13 protein-coding genes are annotated in these 16,969 nt (G+C 57.6%); 4 read left to right on the forward strand and 9 right to left on the reverse strand.

Features of this window, described 5'->3' with window-relative positions:
- Nucleotides 1-169: 169 nt before the first annotated feature.
- Nucleotides 170-2,233: a transketolase gene (gene tkt / locus HX868_RS28270; RefSeq protein WP_177005103.1), complete on the reverse strand. Its 2,064-nt coding sequence runs from the start codon at nucleotides 2,231-2,233 to the stop codon at nucleotides 170-172.
- 174 nt (nucleotides 2,234-2,407) lie between these two features.
- On the opposite strand from tkt, the gene HX868_RS28275 reads away from it, so the two are divergent.
- Entirely contained in the window at nucleotides 2,408-2,632 is a 225-nt protein-coding gene (locus HX868_RS28275; RefSeq protein ID WP_095016594.1) for a DUF465 domain-containing protein, read from the forward strand.
- Between the two features lie 250 nt (nucleotides 2,633-2,882).
- Here the strand turns inward: HX868_RS28275 and HX868_RS28280 are convergent, their stop codons facing one another.
- The 6 genes from HX868_RS28280 to hglS form a co-directional block, all read right to left on the reverse strand.
- Nucleotides 2,883-3,800 carry an FAD-dependent oxidoreductase gene (locus HX868_RS28280; RefSeq protein ID WP_425504255.1) on the reverse strand — a complete coding sequence of 306 codons (918 nt, stop codon included), beginning with the start codon at nucleotides 3,798-3,800 and terminating at the stop codon, nucleotides 2,883-2,885.
- Nucleotides 3,710-4,048 carry an FAD-dependent oxidoreductase gene (locus HX868_RS31370; protein WP_425504253.1) on the reverse strand — a complete coding sequence of 113 codons (339 nt, stop codon included), beginning with the start codon at nucleotides 4,046-4,048 and terminating at the stop codon, nucleotides 3,710-3,712. Before HX868_RS31370 ends, HX868_RS28280 begins: the two co-directional genes overlap by 91 nt.
- Nucleotides 4,032-4,703, reverse strand: coding sequence for an EamA family transporter (locus tag HX868_RS28285; protein ID WP_177005105.1), 672 nt, complete (start codon nucleotides 4,701-4,703; stop codon nucleotides 4,032-4,034). The genes HX868_RS31370 and HX868_RS28285 overlap by 17 nt, the downstream gene beginning before the upstream one ends.
- Before the next feature lie 255 nt (nucleotides 4,704-4,958).
- Entirely contained in the window at nucleotides 4,959-5,819 is an 861-nt protein-coding gene (locus HX868_RS28290) for a methyltransferase (protein ID WP_177005106.1), read from the reverse strand.
- Between the two features lie 2 nt (nucleotides 5,820-5,821).
- On the reverse strand, nucleotides 5,822-6,628 hold the full coding sequence (locus HX868_RS28295) for a pyrroline-5-carboxylate reductase family protein (protein ID WP_177005107.1): 807 nt from the start codon (nucleotides 6,626-6,628) through the stop codon (nucleotides 5,822-5,824).
- A 223-nt stretch (nucleotides 6,629-6,851) separates the two neighbouring features.
- A complete protein-coding gene (hglS, locus tag HX868_RS28300) occupies nucleotides 6,852-8,228 on the reverse strand; it encodes a 2-oxoadipate dioxygenase/decarboxylase HglS (protein ID WP_177005108.1) in 1,377 nt (458 codons plus the stop codon).
- A 289-nt stretch (nucleotides 8,229-8,517) separates the two neighbouring features.
- On the opposite strand from hglS, the gene HX868_RS28305 reads away from it, so the two are divergent.
- Both HX868_RS28305 and HX868_RS28310 read left to right on the forward strand, forming a co-directional pair.
- The gene (locus tag HX868_RS28305; protein WP_095016592.1) at nucleotides 8,518-9,927 is read left to right on the forward strand and encodes an OprD family outer membrane porin; all 1,410 of its coding nucleotides are present in this window, start codon (nucleotides 8,518-8,520) and stop codon (nucleotides 9,925-9,927) included.
- A gap of 69 nt (nucleotides 9,928-9,996) precedes the next feature.
- Nucleotides 9,997-12,633, forward strand: a complete 2,637-nt coding sequence (locus HX868_RS28310) for an MGH1-like glycoside hydrolase domain-containing protein (RefSeq protein ID WP_177005109.1) — start codon at nucleotides 9,997-9,999, stop codon at nucleotides 12,631-12,633.
- Nucleotides 12,634-12,660: 27 nt separating this feature from the next.
- Here HX868_RS28310 and HX868_RS28315 read toward each other — a convergent pair whose 3' ends face one another.
- On the reverse strand, nucleotides 12,661-14,088 hold the full coding sequence (locus HX868_RS28315; RefSeq protein ID WP_177005110.1) for a serine hydrolase domain-containing protein: 1,428 nt from the start codon (nucleotides 14,086-14,088) through the stop codon (nucleotides 12,661-12,663).
- Nucleotides 14,089-14,112: 24 nt separating this feature from the next.
- Nucleotides 14,113-15,027, reverse strand: coding sequence for a LysR substrate-binding domain-containing protein (locus tag HX868_RS28320; RefSeq protein WP_095016589.1), 915 nt, complete (start codon nucleotides 15,025-15,027; stop codon nucleotides 14,113-14,115).
- A 379-nt stretch (nucleotides 15,028-15,406) separates the two neighbouring features.
- Here HX868_RS28320 and HX868_RS28325 point away from each other — a divergent pair, with 379 nt between their 5' ends.
- Nucleotides 15,407-16,969, forward strand: coding sequence for an ABC transporter substrate-binding protein (locus HX868_RS28325; protein ID WP_177005111.1), 1,563 nt, complete (start codon nucleotides 15,407-15,409; stop codon nucleotides 16,967-16,969).

Genomic DNA, 16,969 nt, shown 5'->3' on the forward strand with positions numbered 1-16,969 from the left:
GCGAGGTACCGAGTGTTGGGGCAAGAGCCCTTTTGGTTACTTTTGGGGCTCTTTTCCAAAAGTGACCCGCCGTAAGGGCGGAACCAATATCAGCCATTACCTAAATAACGGATATGTACCCCACCAAAAAAACTGCCCCCCGGCATTCGCGAGCAATCCCACTTTTAGCTCAACCCTGAATCAGTTGAACCTGCGATAAAGCCTGCTCCACCACATTCTCCACCGTAAACCCAAACTTCTCCTGCAACTTGGCCAGCGGTGCCGACGCGCCAAAGCTGTTCATCACCACCTTGGCCCCGGCCTGCCCCACATACCGGCCCCAACCCAATGGCCCAGCCTGTTCCACCACAACCCGCGCCTTCACCGCTGGCGGCAACACGCTGTCGCGATACGCCTGGTCCTGGTCTTCAAACAACTCCCAACTCGGCATCGAGACGACCCGCGCGGCAATCCCTTCGTTTTCCAACTGTTCATACGCCGCCACGGCCAGGCTGACCTCGCTGCCGGTCGCCAACAGAATCACTTTGGGCTCGTTGGCACTCGCCAACACATATGCCCCTTTGGCTGCCCCGGACGCCGCCGCATATTTCGTACGATCCAACGTCGGCAACGGCTGGCGCGACAACACCACACAGCTTGGCCGATGGGTTTGCGCCAGGGCTACCTTCCACAATTCCAGGGTTTCATTGGCATCGCCGGGCCGCAGTGTCAGCAACCCCGGTGTGGCGCGCAGTTGCGTGAGGTGCTCGATCGGCTGGTGCGTCGGCCCGTCTTCACCGACGCCAATCGAGTCATGGGTAAACACAAACACCACCGGCAATTCCATGATCGCCGCCAGTCGGATCGGCGGTTTCATATAGTCGCTGAACACCAGGAAGGTCGAGGTGTACGGCCGCAGGTAGGACAGCGCCATGCCATTGGCAATCGCGCCCATGGCGTGTTCTCGGATGCCGAAGTGCAGGTTACGCCCGCTGTAGTCGTCGGCACTGAAACGTCCGGCGCCGTCGAAGGTGAGGTTGGTCTTGGTCGACGGTGACAAGTCCGCCGAGCCGCCCAGCAGCCACGGGATTTGTTGGGCAAACGAATTCAGCACTTCGCCACCGGCTGCGCGGCTGGCGATACCCTTGGGATCGCTGTCGAAGTGAGGTAAATCGTCTTGCCAATGCTCGGGCATTTCTCCTGCACGCATGCGGCGCAACTCGTCAGCCAGTTCCGGCTCGTACTGCTCCAACTGCGACAGGTGCTGATTCCATATTTCGTACAACGCCTGGCTGCGTTCCAACAGGGCATCACGCAAGACGGTGCGCGCGTCGTCCGGCACCAGAAAACTTGAATCCTGCGGCCAGCCATAAGCGGCCTTGGTCAGGCGGATTTCTTCATCGCCCAACGGTTCGCCATGGGCGGCGGCAGTGTTGTGCTTGTGGGGCGAGCCGTAGCCGATCACGCTGTCGACCACGATCAGGGTCGGCGCTCCTGTGTTCGCCTTGAATGTCTCCAACGCTGCGCTCAGCGCCTGCAAGTCATTGGCGTCAGTCACGTGCAACGTGTGCCAGCCATAGGCCTGGAAGCGCTGGATCACGTCTTCGCTGAACGCCAACTCGGTGTGGCCTTCGATACTGATGGTGTTGTTATCGTAGATCCAGCACAGGTTCGCCAGCTTCAGGTGGCCGGCCATCGACGCGGCTTCGCTACTGATGCCTTCCATCATGTCGCCGTCACCGCACAGGGTGTAGACGTTGTAGTCGAACAACACCTTGCTATCACGGTTGAAACGCTCGGCCAACCAGCGCTCGGCCATCGCCATGCCGACGCTGTTGGCGCAGCCCTGGCCGAGTGGCCCGGTGGTGGTTTCCACGCCAGTGGTCATGCGGTACTCGGGATGGCCCGGAGTTTTTGAATCGGCCTGCCGGAACTGCTTGATGTCGTCCAGGCTAATCGCCGGCTGGCCAGTGCGCTTGCCATGGGCGTCGATTTCCACCACACCCGCCAGGTGCAGCAGCGAATACAGCAACATCGACGCATGCCCCACCGACAACACAAAACGGTCACGGTTGGGCCAGTCGGGATGCTCCGGGTGATAGCGCAGGAAGCGACTCCACAGCGTGTAACCCACCGGCGCCAGGCCCATGGGCGTGCCCGGATGGCCAGAATTGGCCTTCTGCACGGCGTCCATGGCCAGGGTGCGGATCGTGTTGATGCATTGGGTGTCGACAGCGGTGGCGGCATGAGTCATGAAACCGGTCTCCCTCGAATGGCTATCTAGAGTGGAGGGCAGGGCATAGCAAAGGTTTGATCCAAACGCCCGCGCTGCGACGAACGGGGCTGTATTGACCCCGGACATGACAAGACCCCTCGCAATGGTCTAGCTTCTAGGCGTAAGCCATTGATCAACGTGCGGAGGTACGCCATGCCAGTGAAACACGACCTGTATCAGGACTTGGGGTTGAGCAAGGAAGTCGTTCACGAACGCAGGGCGAGCGACAAACGCCTGGACTCGCTGCTCACTCAATACGATGACGCTGACAAGGAGGTGCTGAAGGCAGAGTCGGCGAGTGCCAGCGATGAGGAGGTGGAGAAGCTGAAGAAGAAACGGCTGTTGATCAAAGACGACATTGTGGCGAAGTTGGCATAAGCCAAAAACACACCCCCCTGTAGGAGCGAGCTTGCTCGCGAAAAACGTCAACGATAACGCAGCGCTTCTGGTTCATCGCGGCGCTCTCAGGTTTTTCGCGAGCAAGCTCGCTCCTACAGCAGGGGCGGACACATTTGTTCAGAATTGTCTGAAGGACAGGGCGGCTTGCACTGCCTATGATGCCCACCGCCCACCCGGCTCTGGGGACTGTTGCGGCGCAAGGATTGCGCTGGTGAGCCGGGTGGGTACTTCATCGGGGTGACTTTGAGCCAAATCGGTCGGGCGAGAATGCTGATAATGAAACCTCCGGCCGTTGCCCAGTAGCCAGATTGGCTAGAGCATCACCGATGGCTGGCGCAAATTTAAATCCGTGCCCAGAGCAAGCGGATGCAAAGTAACTTGAATTGAGCGACTGAATTCTTCCGATCAAAAACGACTCATCGGGGCTGACTGTATAGAAGCAGTTTTTTGCCTTTATAGGTTGCGGGTCAAGTCCAGAAAATAGAGTTTCGATAGTCTTGGATATTTCATCTGAAAACGCTTGTTTTACCGGCTGACTGTTCCAGTTTGGTGTGGAAGTGAGTTGTTGTCTGTTATGAAAGCCAATTTTTATGCCAGGCTCGGTTTTACTAATTGAAGGTGCGCCATAAAGGATGCTTCCATCTTTGAGTTCGTATAAGAAAACGGGGAATTTTTCTAAAGAGAAAACGCTTTCATAATGCTTTTTTGGTTTGAACCAAAAGATAGGGACTTGGCGCGGCTCCAGAAAATCCCCCACGCTTGGTATGAAACTATTAGTAATCCACGGGCCTGTTGTAATTATCGCTGACTTTGCGATGTAGGTATGACCGCTGAGTGTGAGTGCTTGGACGCCTAGCCTATGATTTTCGAGACTTACAACTCTGTCACCAAACTGAGCTACAGCCCCCTTGCGAATAGCTTGATTCAGCATGCCCAGTCTGGCATCGCAAGCCGATAGAGCATATGCACCAGGCTCGAATACTGCCGTCATCTCATTTTTCAAGTCAAATGACGGAAAAGCTTGCTTGACTCTCTCGCCGCTCCATACTTCATGTTCTATTTTGCCTTCCTTGGCAGTTTTAATGCTTCCTGCGATGATTCGGCTAGACCCGTGCCCGATGAATAACCCCCGGTGCGAAATATTAATTGTCTTTGAGTAAGCCGTTCCAGCTCGTTCCATAGCAAGTCTGCATGATTGAGTAACGGAAGATATTTTTCACCCTCCCAGTAGGCGCGTCGGAATATTCTTGATTCCCCTTGAGAGGAACCATAACTATGAGTGGGGCCCGAAGCTTCAATGCCCAGAACACGAGTGGATTTCGATACGGCTCGCCATAAGGCAGCTGTTCCCATAACGCCAAGGCCTATAACGATGACGTCATAAATGTTTTTCATCTCTTGTGCTCCTTGTTTTTGATGAGGTGGAGGTTGAAATGTCGTAAGCAAGGAGGGTTGCTAATATGCCGGCTGTTACCATGAGCAGTGTTAGGGATAGAGTGGGTATCGCTTGCTTGTAAAAAAAAATACCAATACTGAACAGCGTGAGCGGTAGTATGAATTGTAAAAAGCCAGTCATGGAGAGTGGTATTTTATTGGTGGCAAAAGAAAACATCAGTAATGGTGTTACGGATACCACGCCCGCGAACCAGATTGATAAATTTTGGTCAGGTGATTCATGTGGTCGAGTGATAGTTAAGTCGAGTGTCCAAACGACAAATGTCAAAATCACGGTCAAAAAAAAAGTTTCTAGAAACAATCCGCTTATGGCGTCTAATGAGGTTGTTTTTTTTAGATAAGTATAGGATCCCCATGTTGTGGCGATCAGCAGGTAGGTCCAGTGATTTAGATTTTCGCTGAGAAATGTAAGAGATGCGACTGAGCTTAGCGCGACGATGGTGGAGAGAATTTTTCGCGGTGTGATGGGCTCATGGTAAATCAAGCAGCCCATTCCAATTGAGATGAAAGGGGCCAAAAGGTAGCCGAGACCACTTTCTAACAGATGTCCGTTGATGGATGACCAAATGAATGCTCCCCAATTGAATGCGATCATGGTCGCGGCTGCGCAGTGTGTGATAATTAATTTTGGTGTTAAGGCTTTAAAGTGGTTGAGTCGCCTGAAGATAAGAAGGAATAACGCGAGAATGGCACTGGATAATGTAATTCTGTATACGACCAATGTTATGGATGGAAATTCGCTAAGTGCTTTCCAGTAAAGAGAAGACGCGCCGAGAAAAAAGTTAGCGAGCCCCGACAGTGCGATTGCCAGGTGTTGCTGCGAGCATGTCTTTATTGTAGGGCTCATAATTTATTGTTTCGTTATATGGCGAAATTCAATTATCTCGTATGACCAGAATATTGCTCCGCTATCGTCGATAGAATAGGCGGCTGAATCCCGCTTTGCCCAACGATCAAATTCTTTTTTGAGGTGTTTACTTAGCGACTCCCAGTGCGGCGAGTAGTAAAAAAGTGGGAAGGTATGGCGCTCCACTAGTCGATAGACTAGTGGTGGGTTTTTATTGTGTTTTTTGTTGTATTTGTCTAGAAGGTCATATATTCCAATCAAGGAGTTAAGGCCTACAATAGCGGTGCCTTCAGGAGCAAGGTATTTAGGGAGGTCGTCAAGGAACCGAGAAACTACCTCTTCACCGTAGAACATGGACCGGAGGGGAATTTGCCCAGCCTGGTCCAGCATGCTTAATCGTTTCAAGAGTGAGTGGGAGGGAGTGCGCCAGCCTGGCGGGTTGAAAACGATTGTTTGGAATTGCCTTTGCGGGAGGTTGTTGAACAGGTCGCTGACAAAAAAAGAAATCGAGTTCGTTTTGAAATTTATATGCTCGTGTAGTTTTGCCTGTTCAATAGACTCCCCGGAAACGTCAATGGCAGTAATATCGCAAGTACCTGCCATACGCATCAATAGCGCATGAGCACCGCTTCCTGTGCCGACGTCCAAAAAGCCACCCTTTGGAGAGTTGTTGCTTCGAATTTGCATTAGATAGTTGCCGAGTCTTACGCCTGCGAGGCTTACTTTGAAAACTTCGGGTGAGTGAATTAAATTTAGGGAATGACCTAGGCCGAAATAGACTTTGTATCTATTGTTCGTGCTTTCTGCGGTTTCACTTTTTAAGTGGTGGGTGCCCGCGGTTCCGTGATCAATAAGTCCTAGCATCTCTATGACCTCCGTCCTAGATTTCTTGATCGAGTGCAGGCATGTTTTAGTCCATCTATAATAATGTTTCGTGCCTGTTTTTCATTGAAAAAATCTATAGCTCTTTCTGTTGTACCTTCAGGTGTCATAACCCGTTCACAAAGTCTCATTGGCGGCTCTGAATTCGCTGTCAGCAGTATGAACGTGCCACGGAATAACGTATTCGTGATTGAAGTGGCAGTCGTTTTGTCAAAGCCAGCTGATACTGCATACTCGACAAGTGCGGCAGCAAAGTATGAAACATAAGCAGGCCCGCCTCCTACCAATGCGGTAGCGCTGTCAATAAGCGGCTCATCATTGACGATGAACAAATCGCCGAGCTTGGTGAATAGATCGCGGACTAAGTCGATATTTTTCTTTGTAGTCTGAGGAGTAAATGTTAAAACAGTTATGCCTTCATTAATAGCACAAGGCAAGTTGGGTATTGCTCGAGATAGTTGCGGTGTTTGGAGACGATCTTTCAGTTCGGATAGGCTTATTCCGGCCATGACGGACACGATCATGCCTGGGTATTGTTTGATGTGAGGGTTGGCTTCTGAAAAGCTCGGAAAGGCTTGAGGTGGGATAGATAGAATTATGATTTCAGATGCTAAGGAAGTCGGCATGCCTTCTTCAGCTATAAACCCGGCGCTAATCATTTCAGCCCGTCTATCAGGATTAGGCTCGACGACAATTATCGCCATGTTCGGGCTTGATTGCTTCAGCCCACGTGCAATCGCACTGCCCATATGTCCGGCGCCGACTATTAGAATATTCGTGGCTGTTGTCATGATATCTCCTGTTCGACACGATTAGCGCTGTACGGCGATCACGTATTTTCAGCTTCGTCTCGATTAGGATTTATCTCAAACCATGGGCTTCCTAAAATCGTGTAGGTTGTTTCTGGCAACTACCTTTCCGGGATATTTGGAGGGATTCACAACTGAGGGGCACCCGGCTCTGGGGACTGGTGCGGCGCAAGGATTGCGCTGGTGAGCCGGGTGGGTACTTCATTCAGGACAGCAGTGCCTGTGTGCACTCATCAATCGAGCGCTGCTGCGTCTCGCCATACAGCTTCAATTCATCGATCGTCCGACGGCCCAGCGCCTTCTCAAATTCGGCCTGGTTCGAGTTGGCTGCGTAGTGACTCTGCGCCGCATCCCCCAGGTTCGACTGGAAAATCCCCGCCGCACTCACCGGCAGAAAATCTTCATACACCAAAGGCTCCACATCGATGTGGCCCGCTGCGATCAATGCGTCCAGGGTTCGCGGTTGATCAGCCGAACCGCGCGCCGCCAGGCCCTGCTCGGTGGTGAAGTAGCGGAAGTAGGCCAGGCCCTGTTCACGCATCTGCGCGTGATCATCCGGGAAGGCCTGGAAGTGCCGTTCCATCAATTCGACATAACGCGTGGCGTTGCCTTCATTGGGGAAAGCGCCCAGTTCGTCGCGCGCGGCGTTCAACAACTGGTCGTACAGCGCACGGCCTTTGGGCGTGAGTGCTACGCCGCGTTGTTCGATTTCGCCGAAGCGTGCGCTGTGGCTGCCTTGGGCGTCGGTGAAGTCGATGGGTTCATCCAGGGCCTTGAAGCTGGTCTGGCGCAGCAGGATCGGGCAGCGGCGGCGAGGCGGTCCTTCGATCACGGCTTTTGGTGTGATGCCTTTGCCGGGCATGGCAGCCTGGACCTGGTCTATGTCCAGGGTGCGCGGGGTCAGGTGGTTGATGTGCGGGCCTTTGAAGGCGACCACGTCGGCGATCAGGCGGTGCTGGTCGCTCAGTTGCTGGTACTGCGCCCCGGTAACGGTGGCGGTGTGGTGCCAACGGAATGTTTCCAGGGCCTGGCGGATGAACTCATCGGCATCCACGGCGTTGAGGCCGCCGTGCTTTTCCGCTTGTTCGATCAGCGCCAGGGCGCCAGGGGTGAAGATCGAGCGCTTGGCCAGGGCGGTTTCGGCAAAGGCGCGCAGGTCGGGGTTTTCGATCAGTTCCAGGCGCAGCAATGAGGTAAACACGCGAAACGGGCTGGTTTGCAGCGCCTGTTCATGCACGGCGCGAAATGCGGTGGAGTGCACGGGCACGCCAGCCGGTGTCAGGTCGTAGTAGCCCACCGGGTGCATGCCCATCACTGCGAACAGGCGGCTGATGGTCGCCAGTTCCTCTGCCGTGCCCAGGCGGATCGCGCCGTGGCGTTCCATGTCCAGGCGCTGGATTTCGCCGGTGCGTTGCAGTTGCTGCGCCAGCGGCGGCTGGGTGTCGAGCACGTGAGCATTGGTCTCGGCCACCAGCTCCATCAGCGCGCCATACAGGGGAACTTCATCTCGGTACATATCGGACATGGCCTTGGAAAAACCCTTACGGATCTCGTCTGGGCTGACATGTGCGGTGCTAGGCATAGAAAAATTCCTGATGGCGATGACGATAGAGGTGGCCTGTACCTGGATTTTGTTGAGCGCAAGGCGCGCTTGCAAACGAAGAATCCTCAGGACTTCATTCTGCAAATGAATGAGATGACGTGAATATGACAAAAAACAGCCTGTGAGAAATTTCATTTAAGGGCGATTTTCCTAACTAATTCTTCACGGAGTTCGCCCCGGTCGGCATGAAAGAATCGTCACGTTTGCAAGGATGAAAACGCCGTTATGCACACCAGACACATAAAAAAATGTTTAGGGGCTGTCGTTAATGAAAATTTCTACACTGGCGTTGTCGATCACCGCCGCCGTTCTTGCACAACAGGCATTCGCTGATGATTTCGGGCTCGGTTCGCTGGGCACGGGCAACGGTCACAGCGGCTTCCTTGAAGACAGTCACGCGGCCATCAGCTCGCGGACCATGTACTACAGCGCGGATAACCGCTCGGGGACCAACAACGACCTGCGCGAAACCGCAACCGCGCTGCGTTTTGACTATAAATCCGGCTTCACCCAAGGCACCGTCGGCCTGGGGTTTGATGTCATGGCCTTCGGCGCGCTGCGTCTGGACGGTGGTGATGGCCACACGGCGGGCGCGGGCCTGTCGGGCAACGGCAACAGCTTCTTTCCGACCAAGAACAACGGCACTGAACCTGCCGATTCTTTCGGTCGCGCGGCTGGCAACGTGAAGTTCCGCATTTCCCAGACCGAGTTGCATGTGGGGGGTGGCTTGGCGCCGGTGTTGCCGATCCTGGTGTCCAACGACAGCCGCGTGGCGCCGCAGACCTTTGACGGCGGCATCCTGACCTCCAACGACATCCCCAACGTCACCTTCACCGGTGGTGAGCTGAACCGCGCTGAAGGCCGCGCCTCCAGCAACTCCACCGGCTTGAGCGTAGCCGGCGGCACCCGCGACAGCGACAGCTTCAAATTTGGTGGGGTGGACTACAAACCGTTTGGCTCTTCCGACAACGTCATCGCGAAAAACCTGACGTTGCAGTACTACTACGCCCAGTTGCAGGACTTCTACAAACAGAACTACTTCGGCCTGGTCCACGTGTTGCCGCTGGGCAATGACCAGTCGTTCAAGACCGACCTGCGCTACTTCGACAGCAGCAGCGACGGCAAGAACGGCGAGAGCGGCTACCAGTTCAACAACAACGGCGGCTACGCCAAGCACGCCGGCGAAGTGGACAACAAAACCTACAGCGCGGCCTTCACCTACCAGTTGGGCGGCAGTAGCTTGATGCTCGGCCACATTGGCGTGGGTGACGACGGCGGCTTTGTGTGGGTGAATCAGGGCAGCCTGGCCGATCCGCATGCACAAGGCGCTGGCGGCAGCGACTTCTACCTGTTCACTGACGCCGTGGTCGGCCAATTCTCCCGCGCGGGCGAGCAGGTCAACTTTGGTCAGTACTCGTATGATTTCAAGGCCTACGTGCCGGGCCTGAAGGCGTCCGTGGCTTACCTGGATGGCCGGGACATCAAGTCGAAGGTAGCCGGTGGCCCTGACCAGAAAGAAAACGAAGCCGACTTCCGCCTGGACTACGTTGTGCAGGCCGGTCCACTGAAAGGTTTCGGTACGACTTTCCGTACCGGCACCTATCACGGCAAGAACACCGGCACCGCCGACCAGGACCAGACCCGCCTGATCTTCAACTACACCTACGCGATCTTCTAAGTCTTCATGTGCACCCGGGCGTCATTGGGCTCTACACTGCCTCTCACCTGGTAGGCGATGGAGGACCCGATGACGGCCACACCCGACAACCGAATACGTGCAACCCTCGAAGGCCAACGCCTGGCGCAGCCGGATGCCGAGCGGTGGCGCGAGTGGGGCCCTTATTTAAGCGAACGCCAATGGGGCACGGTGCGCGAAGACTACAGCGCCGATGGTGACGCCTGGACTTACTTCCCCCATGAACACGCACGCAGTCGCGCCTATCGCTGGGGCGAGGATGGTTTAGCCGGTTTCAGCGACAAGTCCCAACGCTGGTGCTTGGGCCTGGCCCTGTGGAACGAGCGTGACGCGATCCTCAAGGAGCGCCTGTTCGGTCTCAACAACGCCGAAGGCAACCACGGTGAAGACGTCAAGGAATTGTACTTTTTCGTCGACGGCGTACCGAGCCATGCCTACATGCGCATGCTCTACAAATACCCCCACGCCGCCTTTCCCTACGCCGACCTGATCAGCGAAAACGCCCGCCGTGGCCTGGCGGATGCCGAGTACGAGATCCTCGACACCGGGGTGTTCGAAGACAACCGCTACTGCGATGTCAGCGTCGAATATGCCAAGCATCAGCCCGACGACATTTTCATGCGTATCACCGTACACAACCGTTCGGGGCAACCGACGCGTTTGCAAGTGTTGCCCCAACTGTGGGCGCGTAATGACTGGAGCTGGACCTTCGACGCGCCCAAGCCGCAGTTGATGCGGGACGGTGAACAGGTGCTGGCGCGTCATCATGAATTGGCGGATCGCCATCTCAGTGCCTGGGGCCAGGACGGCGTGGAATGGTTGTTCTGCGAGAACGAAACCAATGTCCCCCGGTTGGATGGGCAGCCGGCACCGGGGCCGTTCAAGGATGGGATCAATGATTATGTGATCGGCGGTGTTCAATCGGCAATTCGCCGTGACGGCGGCACCAAAGTCGCCGCGCGCTTCATCCTCGACCTGGCAGGCCTGGACAGCAAAACCCTCTATTTGCGTTTTGCCCCGGTCGACGCGCCGCCGGTCAACGCCCGCAAGCTGTTCGAGCAACGCCGCCAAGAGGCCGATGACTTCTACGCCGCCTTGCAACGCGGCATCGCCGATGAGGATGCGCGCAATGTGCAGCGTCAGGCCCTGGCCGGGCTGCTGTGGTCCAAGCAGCTCTACTATTTCGACGTGAACCAATGGCTCGACGGCGACCCGGCACAACCTGCGCCGCCGCCCGAGCGCCTGCATATCCGCAACACCCATTGGCGGCACCTGTCGAATTTCGACATCCTTTCCATGCCCGACACCTGGGAATACCCGTGGTACGCCTCGTGGGACCAAGGCTTCCAGGCAGTGGCCATTGCGCTGATCGATCCGGGCTATGCCAAGCAGCAACTGTTGCTGCTGGTGAAAGATCGCTTCATGCACCCCAACGGCCAGTTGCCCGCTTACGAATGGCGCTTCGACGACGCCAACCCGCCGGTGCATGCCTGGGCCAGTTGGCGGGTCTACCAGCAGGACAAGGCGCTGACTGGCGTAGGCGATATGGATTTCCTGGAGCGGATATTCCACAAGCTGCTGCTGAATTTCTCCTGGTGGGTCAACCGTAAAGACGCAGAAGGCCGAAACCTGTTCCAAGGCGGCTTCCTCGGGCTGGACAATATCGCCTTGTTCGACCGCTCGGCCGCGTTGCCAGCGGGTTACCAGTTGGATCAGGCCGACGGCACGGCGTGGGTCGCGGCCTATGCGCTGGACTTGATGCGCATCGCGCTGGAGCTGGCCAAGCGCAACGGGGTGTATGTCGACATCGCCGTAAAGTTCTTCGAGCACTTCCTGTATATCGCCGGCGCCATCAACCGCGTCGACGACAGCGCCGAAGGCCTGTGGGACGAGCAGGACCTGTTCTTCTACGATGTGCTGCATCGCCCCGATGGCCAGAACGAACCGGTGCGCCTGCGTTCGATCGTCGGGCTGATGCCGCTGTTTGCCGTGCTGGTGCTGGAGCAGCGCGAGCATGAAGGCCTGCAAGGGTTACGCGAGCGTTTGCTGGGCTTCATGAAGCACCGGCCGGACCTGGCCAAACTGGTCTCGCGCTGGAACGAGCCGGGGCAGGGCAATCGCCTGTTGCTGGCGCTTCTGCGCGGCGAACGCACCAAGGACCTGTTGCGGCGCATGTTGGATGACGAAGAGTTCTTGTCGGCCTTTGGCGTGCGCTCCCTGTCCAAGGCGTTTGCCGAACAACCGCTGGCGTTGAAGATGAACGGCAATACCCTGAGTGCGAGTTACCAGCCGGGCGAATCCGACTCGCGGCTGTACGGCGGTAACTCCAACTGGCGCGGGCCGTTGTGGATGCCGGTCAACTACATGCTGATCGAGTCGTTGCGGGAGTTTCACCGCTATTACGCGGACAACTTCTCGGTGGAGTACCCGACCGGCAGTGGTTACCTGTCCTCCCTGGAGGACGTCGCCGACGGCCTCAGTCAGCGCCTGACGCGACTCTTTCTGCGTGATGAAAATGGCTCACGGCCGTCGATGGCGGGTTACGCCCAGCTGGAAGCAGACCCGGCCAGCCGTGATTTGGTGTTGTTCCACGAGTATTTCCACGGGGAAACCGGACGCGGGTTGGGCGCATCCCATCAGACGGGATGGAGTGCGCTGGTGGCGTTGTTACTGCAGCCGGGTGCTTAAGCCTGCTTGCGGCGAGCGGCAGGTCGCTTAGCGCGATCTGCCGATCAACACTGCCTGCTCGCGCTCCGCACTGTTGACGTTAACCGTGCGCGCAACGCTCACGCCATCCCCGTCAAACACACACACCACACGATCCCTGAATGCCGTTTGCGGGTAGATCCAGGTCATTTCCAGTGTCCTGGCGTCCAGCCAGCGGGCACCGGCAACGATCTGCGCGCCGTTGAATTCATAACCGTGATGCAACGCCCGGCCGGGCATGCTGGTCAGGCCGCTGAGCCAGTGATCAACGCCCACTTTCAACGAATGGGTGGCCTGACTGTCGCTGAGTTCGAAGGTCAAGACATCGCCTGCAAACTCAAACGACAACCGCTGCACGCCCAATCCGTTGTCGGCCATTTCAAACACGCGCTTCCCATTCGCCGGCGCAGCACATAAAGACACTAGCGCAGGTCGCTCGGCCATGCTCGCCAGCCGCTGTTCCAGGCGTGCATCCGCGCCAGGGCTGCCGCCGCTAATAAACGCCGCCGGGAAATGGGCTTCGACAAACGGCAGGATCGCCGCCGAGTTTTTCATTCCACCCACCAATACCAGCGTCGCGCCATACTCGCGGTACACGGCGGCCATCTGCACAAACACCCCCAGCGCACTGAAGGCCCCGCTGGGTTTCATCATCCAGTGGTAGCCGTAACGACTCTCCGGCCCGCCTTGGGGTTGGGTGGCGGCGCGGACCCAGGCGGCCGGCAGTATTTGCTGCCCATTCCACAGGCCGTCCTGGGCGTGCAGCACTGCCAGTTTCAGCGCCGCCGACACGGGGGCGGTGAGGCCATTGCCGCCGGGGTTCACGCCGTCCGGGCCGTTGTCCCAGGTTTCGTTGTGAATATCCAAGGGGATGAACAGGCGCGGCTTGAGGTAGTCGTGCAAGGTCTGCCCGGCAACGCGATTGATCAGCGCCGAGAGCATGTAGCTGGCCGCGCTGGTGTAAACGTATTCGGTGCCCGGCGCATAGGCCAGTGGGATCTTGAAAAATTCCGCGATCCAGCTGGTGCTGATGCCGCGCCATACGGAGCCGGACGTATTGCTGGCGTGCCCGGTGCGCATGGTCAGCAGGTGTTCGACGGTCATGTCGGCCAGGCGCGGGTCGACGTCGGCAGGCACTTCGTCGGGGAAGAAGGTGACCAGGGGATCGTCAAGCTTGAGCAAGCCTTCTTCGATGGCCAGACCGATGGCGCAACCGGTGAAACTCTTGGCCATGGAGTGCAGCACGCGGGGTTCGTTAGGGTCGACCGGCCAGGTCCAGCCTTCGGCGACTACGTGGCCGTGGCGGTGCAGCATGAAACCATGCAGGTCGAGACCGGCGGCCTTGACGGCGTCGAGAAACGCGATCAGGCGGTCGGGGTCAACGCCAACACTGCTGGCGCTGGCGCGGGGCAAACCGTCGTAGGAGGTCAGGGGCATGGAAACGCTCGGCAAGAGGGTGGATCAACGGCTGCGGTGCACCAGCCGGGAATAGGAAATCAGCATGCTGGTGAGTTCCTGGCTGACCCCGGTGAGGGGCGCGGAACGACGGCTGATCAGGCACACATCTCGGGGCGCCAGGGGTTCTTCGATGGCGATGGTGGTGAGTGCGCTGGAGAACAGCTTCATCCCCGGCAGCATGCGCGGTTCGATGGTCAGGTAGTCGGTTTCCGAGACGATGTGCAGGGTTTCCAGCAGTGAGTCGGTGGTGATGGCGATCTTCGGCGGCGCCAGGCCCTGGGTGCGGAACAGCTGGACCAGGCGGTTTTCGGCGCCGCCGATCACACCGGTGGAGCGCACGCTGATCCATTGGCAGTCCACCAGTTCCTGCACCGACTTGGCCTGGGCCAGCGGGTGGCCCTTGCGTGCAATGATGCCGGCGTTGGAACTGTAGAGGCGGTCGATGGACAGGTCGATGTCGGTGACATTCGGGGCCAGTGGGCACAGCACGAAATCCAGACGGCCATCGCGGACTTTTTCCACCAGGCCCTTGGTGGTGCCGCTGGCCACATGCACCTGGATGCGCGGGAAGCGCTGGGTGAAGTTGCTCAGCACCGGCACCAGCAGTTCGGCGAGGGGCTCGGAGGTCACGCCCAGGTCGATATGGCCTTCGGGTTCGCCTTTCCAGGGTTGCAGGTCGAGCAGGGCACGTTCGCAGTCGAGGGTGATGGAGCGCGCACGCACCAGGAACACTTCACCGGCCGAGGTCAGGTTGATGCCTTGGTTTGAGCGTTGCAACAACACCACACCGAGTTCTTTTTCCAAGGTCTGGATCGACTGGGTCAAGGTGCTTTGCGCCACATCCAATTGGCGCGCGGCAGAGCGAAAGCTGCCTTTCTCGACCACGGCACAGAATGCACGCAGATGGGTGAGTGTCATGAAGGACTGCCTCAGGTTTCAGCATTTAAACCATTGAATGCCCGCCAGCTTATCTGATGGCTACAGGTGCGCACAGATCGGTTTGGCCGATCAGGTTCAATATTTTTGAACGCATGCAAACGGGTCCAGGCCCTGATTTTTCGGTAGGCTGGAGGCAAGTCAGGACAGGCTCGGCAGGTGATCGGAAAAGCCGAGCCTGATCACTTGGAGCGTTCTTCTCAAGCTTGCCACGTGAAGAATAAGATCGGTCCAGGAACATTCGCCAACCGTGAAGGCGACTAAAACAACAACAACTCTCCAGGTGTTCGGCCGTGCCTCTTTTTGGGTCCTGCCAGCGTCCGAACCCCATGCGTAAGGAACATTTAAGGTGCAGTTATCCATGAACAAGACTCTTATCCTGGCAGGCGCCTTGTCTACGGCGCTGGTGGGCACTGCCCACGCTGAAAGTGTATTGACGGTGGCGCTCAACGCTGACATCCGCAGCACCGACCCGGGTGTGAACCGTGACACCAACTCCGACGCCGTGATCATGCACATCACCGAGGGGCTGGTAGCCTTCCGCGAAGATGCCACCGTTGGCCCGCTGCTGGCCAAGGACGTGCAGGTGTCCGACGACGGCCTGCGCTACACCTTTCACCTGCGCGACGGGGTGAAGTTCCAGAATGGCAAGGCGTTGACGTCCGCTGACGTGCTGTGGACCTGGAAGCGCTTCCTCGACCCCAAGACCCAGTGGCGCTGCGCTCCTGAGTTCGATGGCCATGGCGGTGCGAAGATCGTCGACATGAGCGCCCCGGACCCCCTTACCGTGGTCTTCACCCTCGACAAGCCCAACGGCCTGTTCCTCACCAGCACTGCGCTGCCAGAGTGTGGCGGCAGCGGCATCCTGTCTTCGGACTCGCTCAACGCCGATGGCAGCTGGAAAGCCCCGGTCGGCACTGGCCCATTCCAACTGGGCGAGTGGAAGCCCGGCCAATATGTCGAGCTGCTGCGCAACCCCAATTACACCCCTCGGGACGAGAAAGAGCCCGACGGCTACACCGGTAACAAGACCGCCCAAGTGGACCGCGTCCGCCTGCTGGTCATCCCTGACCCGGCGGCCGCCAAAGCTGCACTGCTGTCGAAAAACGTCGACCTGCTGATTGACGTCACTCCGCTGGACGCCACTGAACTGGCGGCCAACCCCGGTGTGCGCGTGACCTCCAGCGGCACCATGTCGGTCAATGCGTTGCTGTTCCAGACCCGCGACCCGCTGCTCAAGGATGTGCGCCTGCGCCAGGCCATCGCCCATGCCCTGGACTCCGCACAAATCGTCGAGGCGCTCACCGGCGGTCGCTCCAAAGCCAACAACTCGATGGTTGCCAGCGGCAGCCATTACCACACCGCCGTCGAAGACCAGGGCTTCACCTTCGACCCGGCCAAGACTGCGCAACTGCTGCGGGAAGCCGGCTACAAGGGCGAGCCGATCAAGCTGATCGTCAACAAGCGTTACGCGGCGATCTTCGACATGGGCGTGTTCGTGCAGGCCATGGCCAAGGCCAGCGGTATCAACCTGGAGCTGGAAACCCTGGAGTGGGGCACGCAGTTGGAGCGCTACCAGAGCGGCAACTACCAGATGATGGCGTTCCCGTATTCCGAGCGCCTCGACCCGGCCTTGAGTTTCGACTCGATGACCGGCGACAAGGACAAGGAGTCACGCAAGGTCTGGGACAACCCCCAGGCCCGCGAGTGGCTGCGTGAAGCCCAGCGCGAAGGTGATATCAGCAAGCGCCAGGCGCTGTTCGATCAACTGCACCAGCAGATGATCAAGGACGTGCCAATGATCCCGATGTACAACGGCAACGCGATTGCCGCCAGCCGTGACTACGTCAAGGGCCTGCGCACCTGGCCGGTGTCCAAGCCGCGCCTTTGGACCGTCAGCGTCCCAGTCGCCGGGAGCAATTAA

The sequence above is a fragment of the Pseudomonas reactans genome (assembly GCF_013385825.1).
Lineage (GTDB): Bacteria > Pseudomonadota > Gammaproteobacteria > Pseudomonadales > Pseudomonadaceae > Aquipseudomonas > Aquipseudomonas reactans.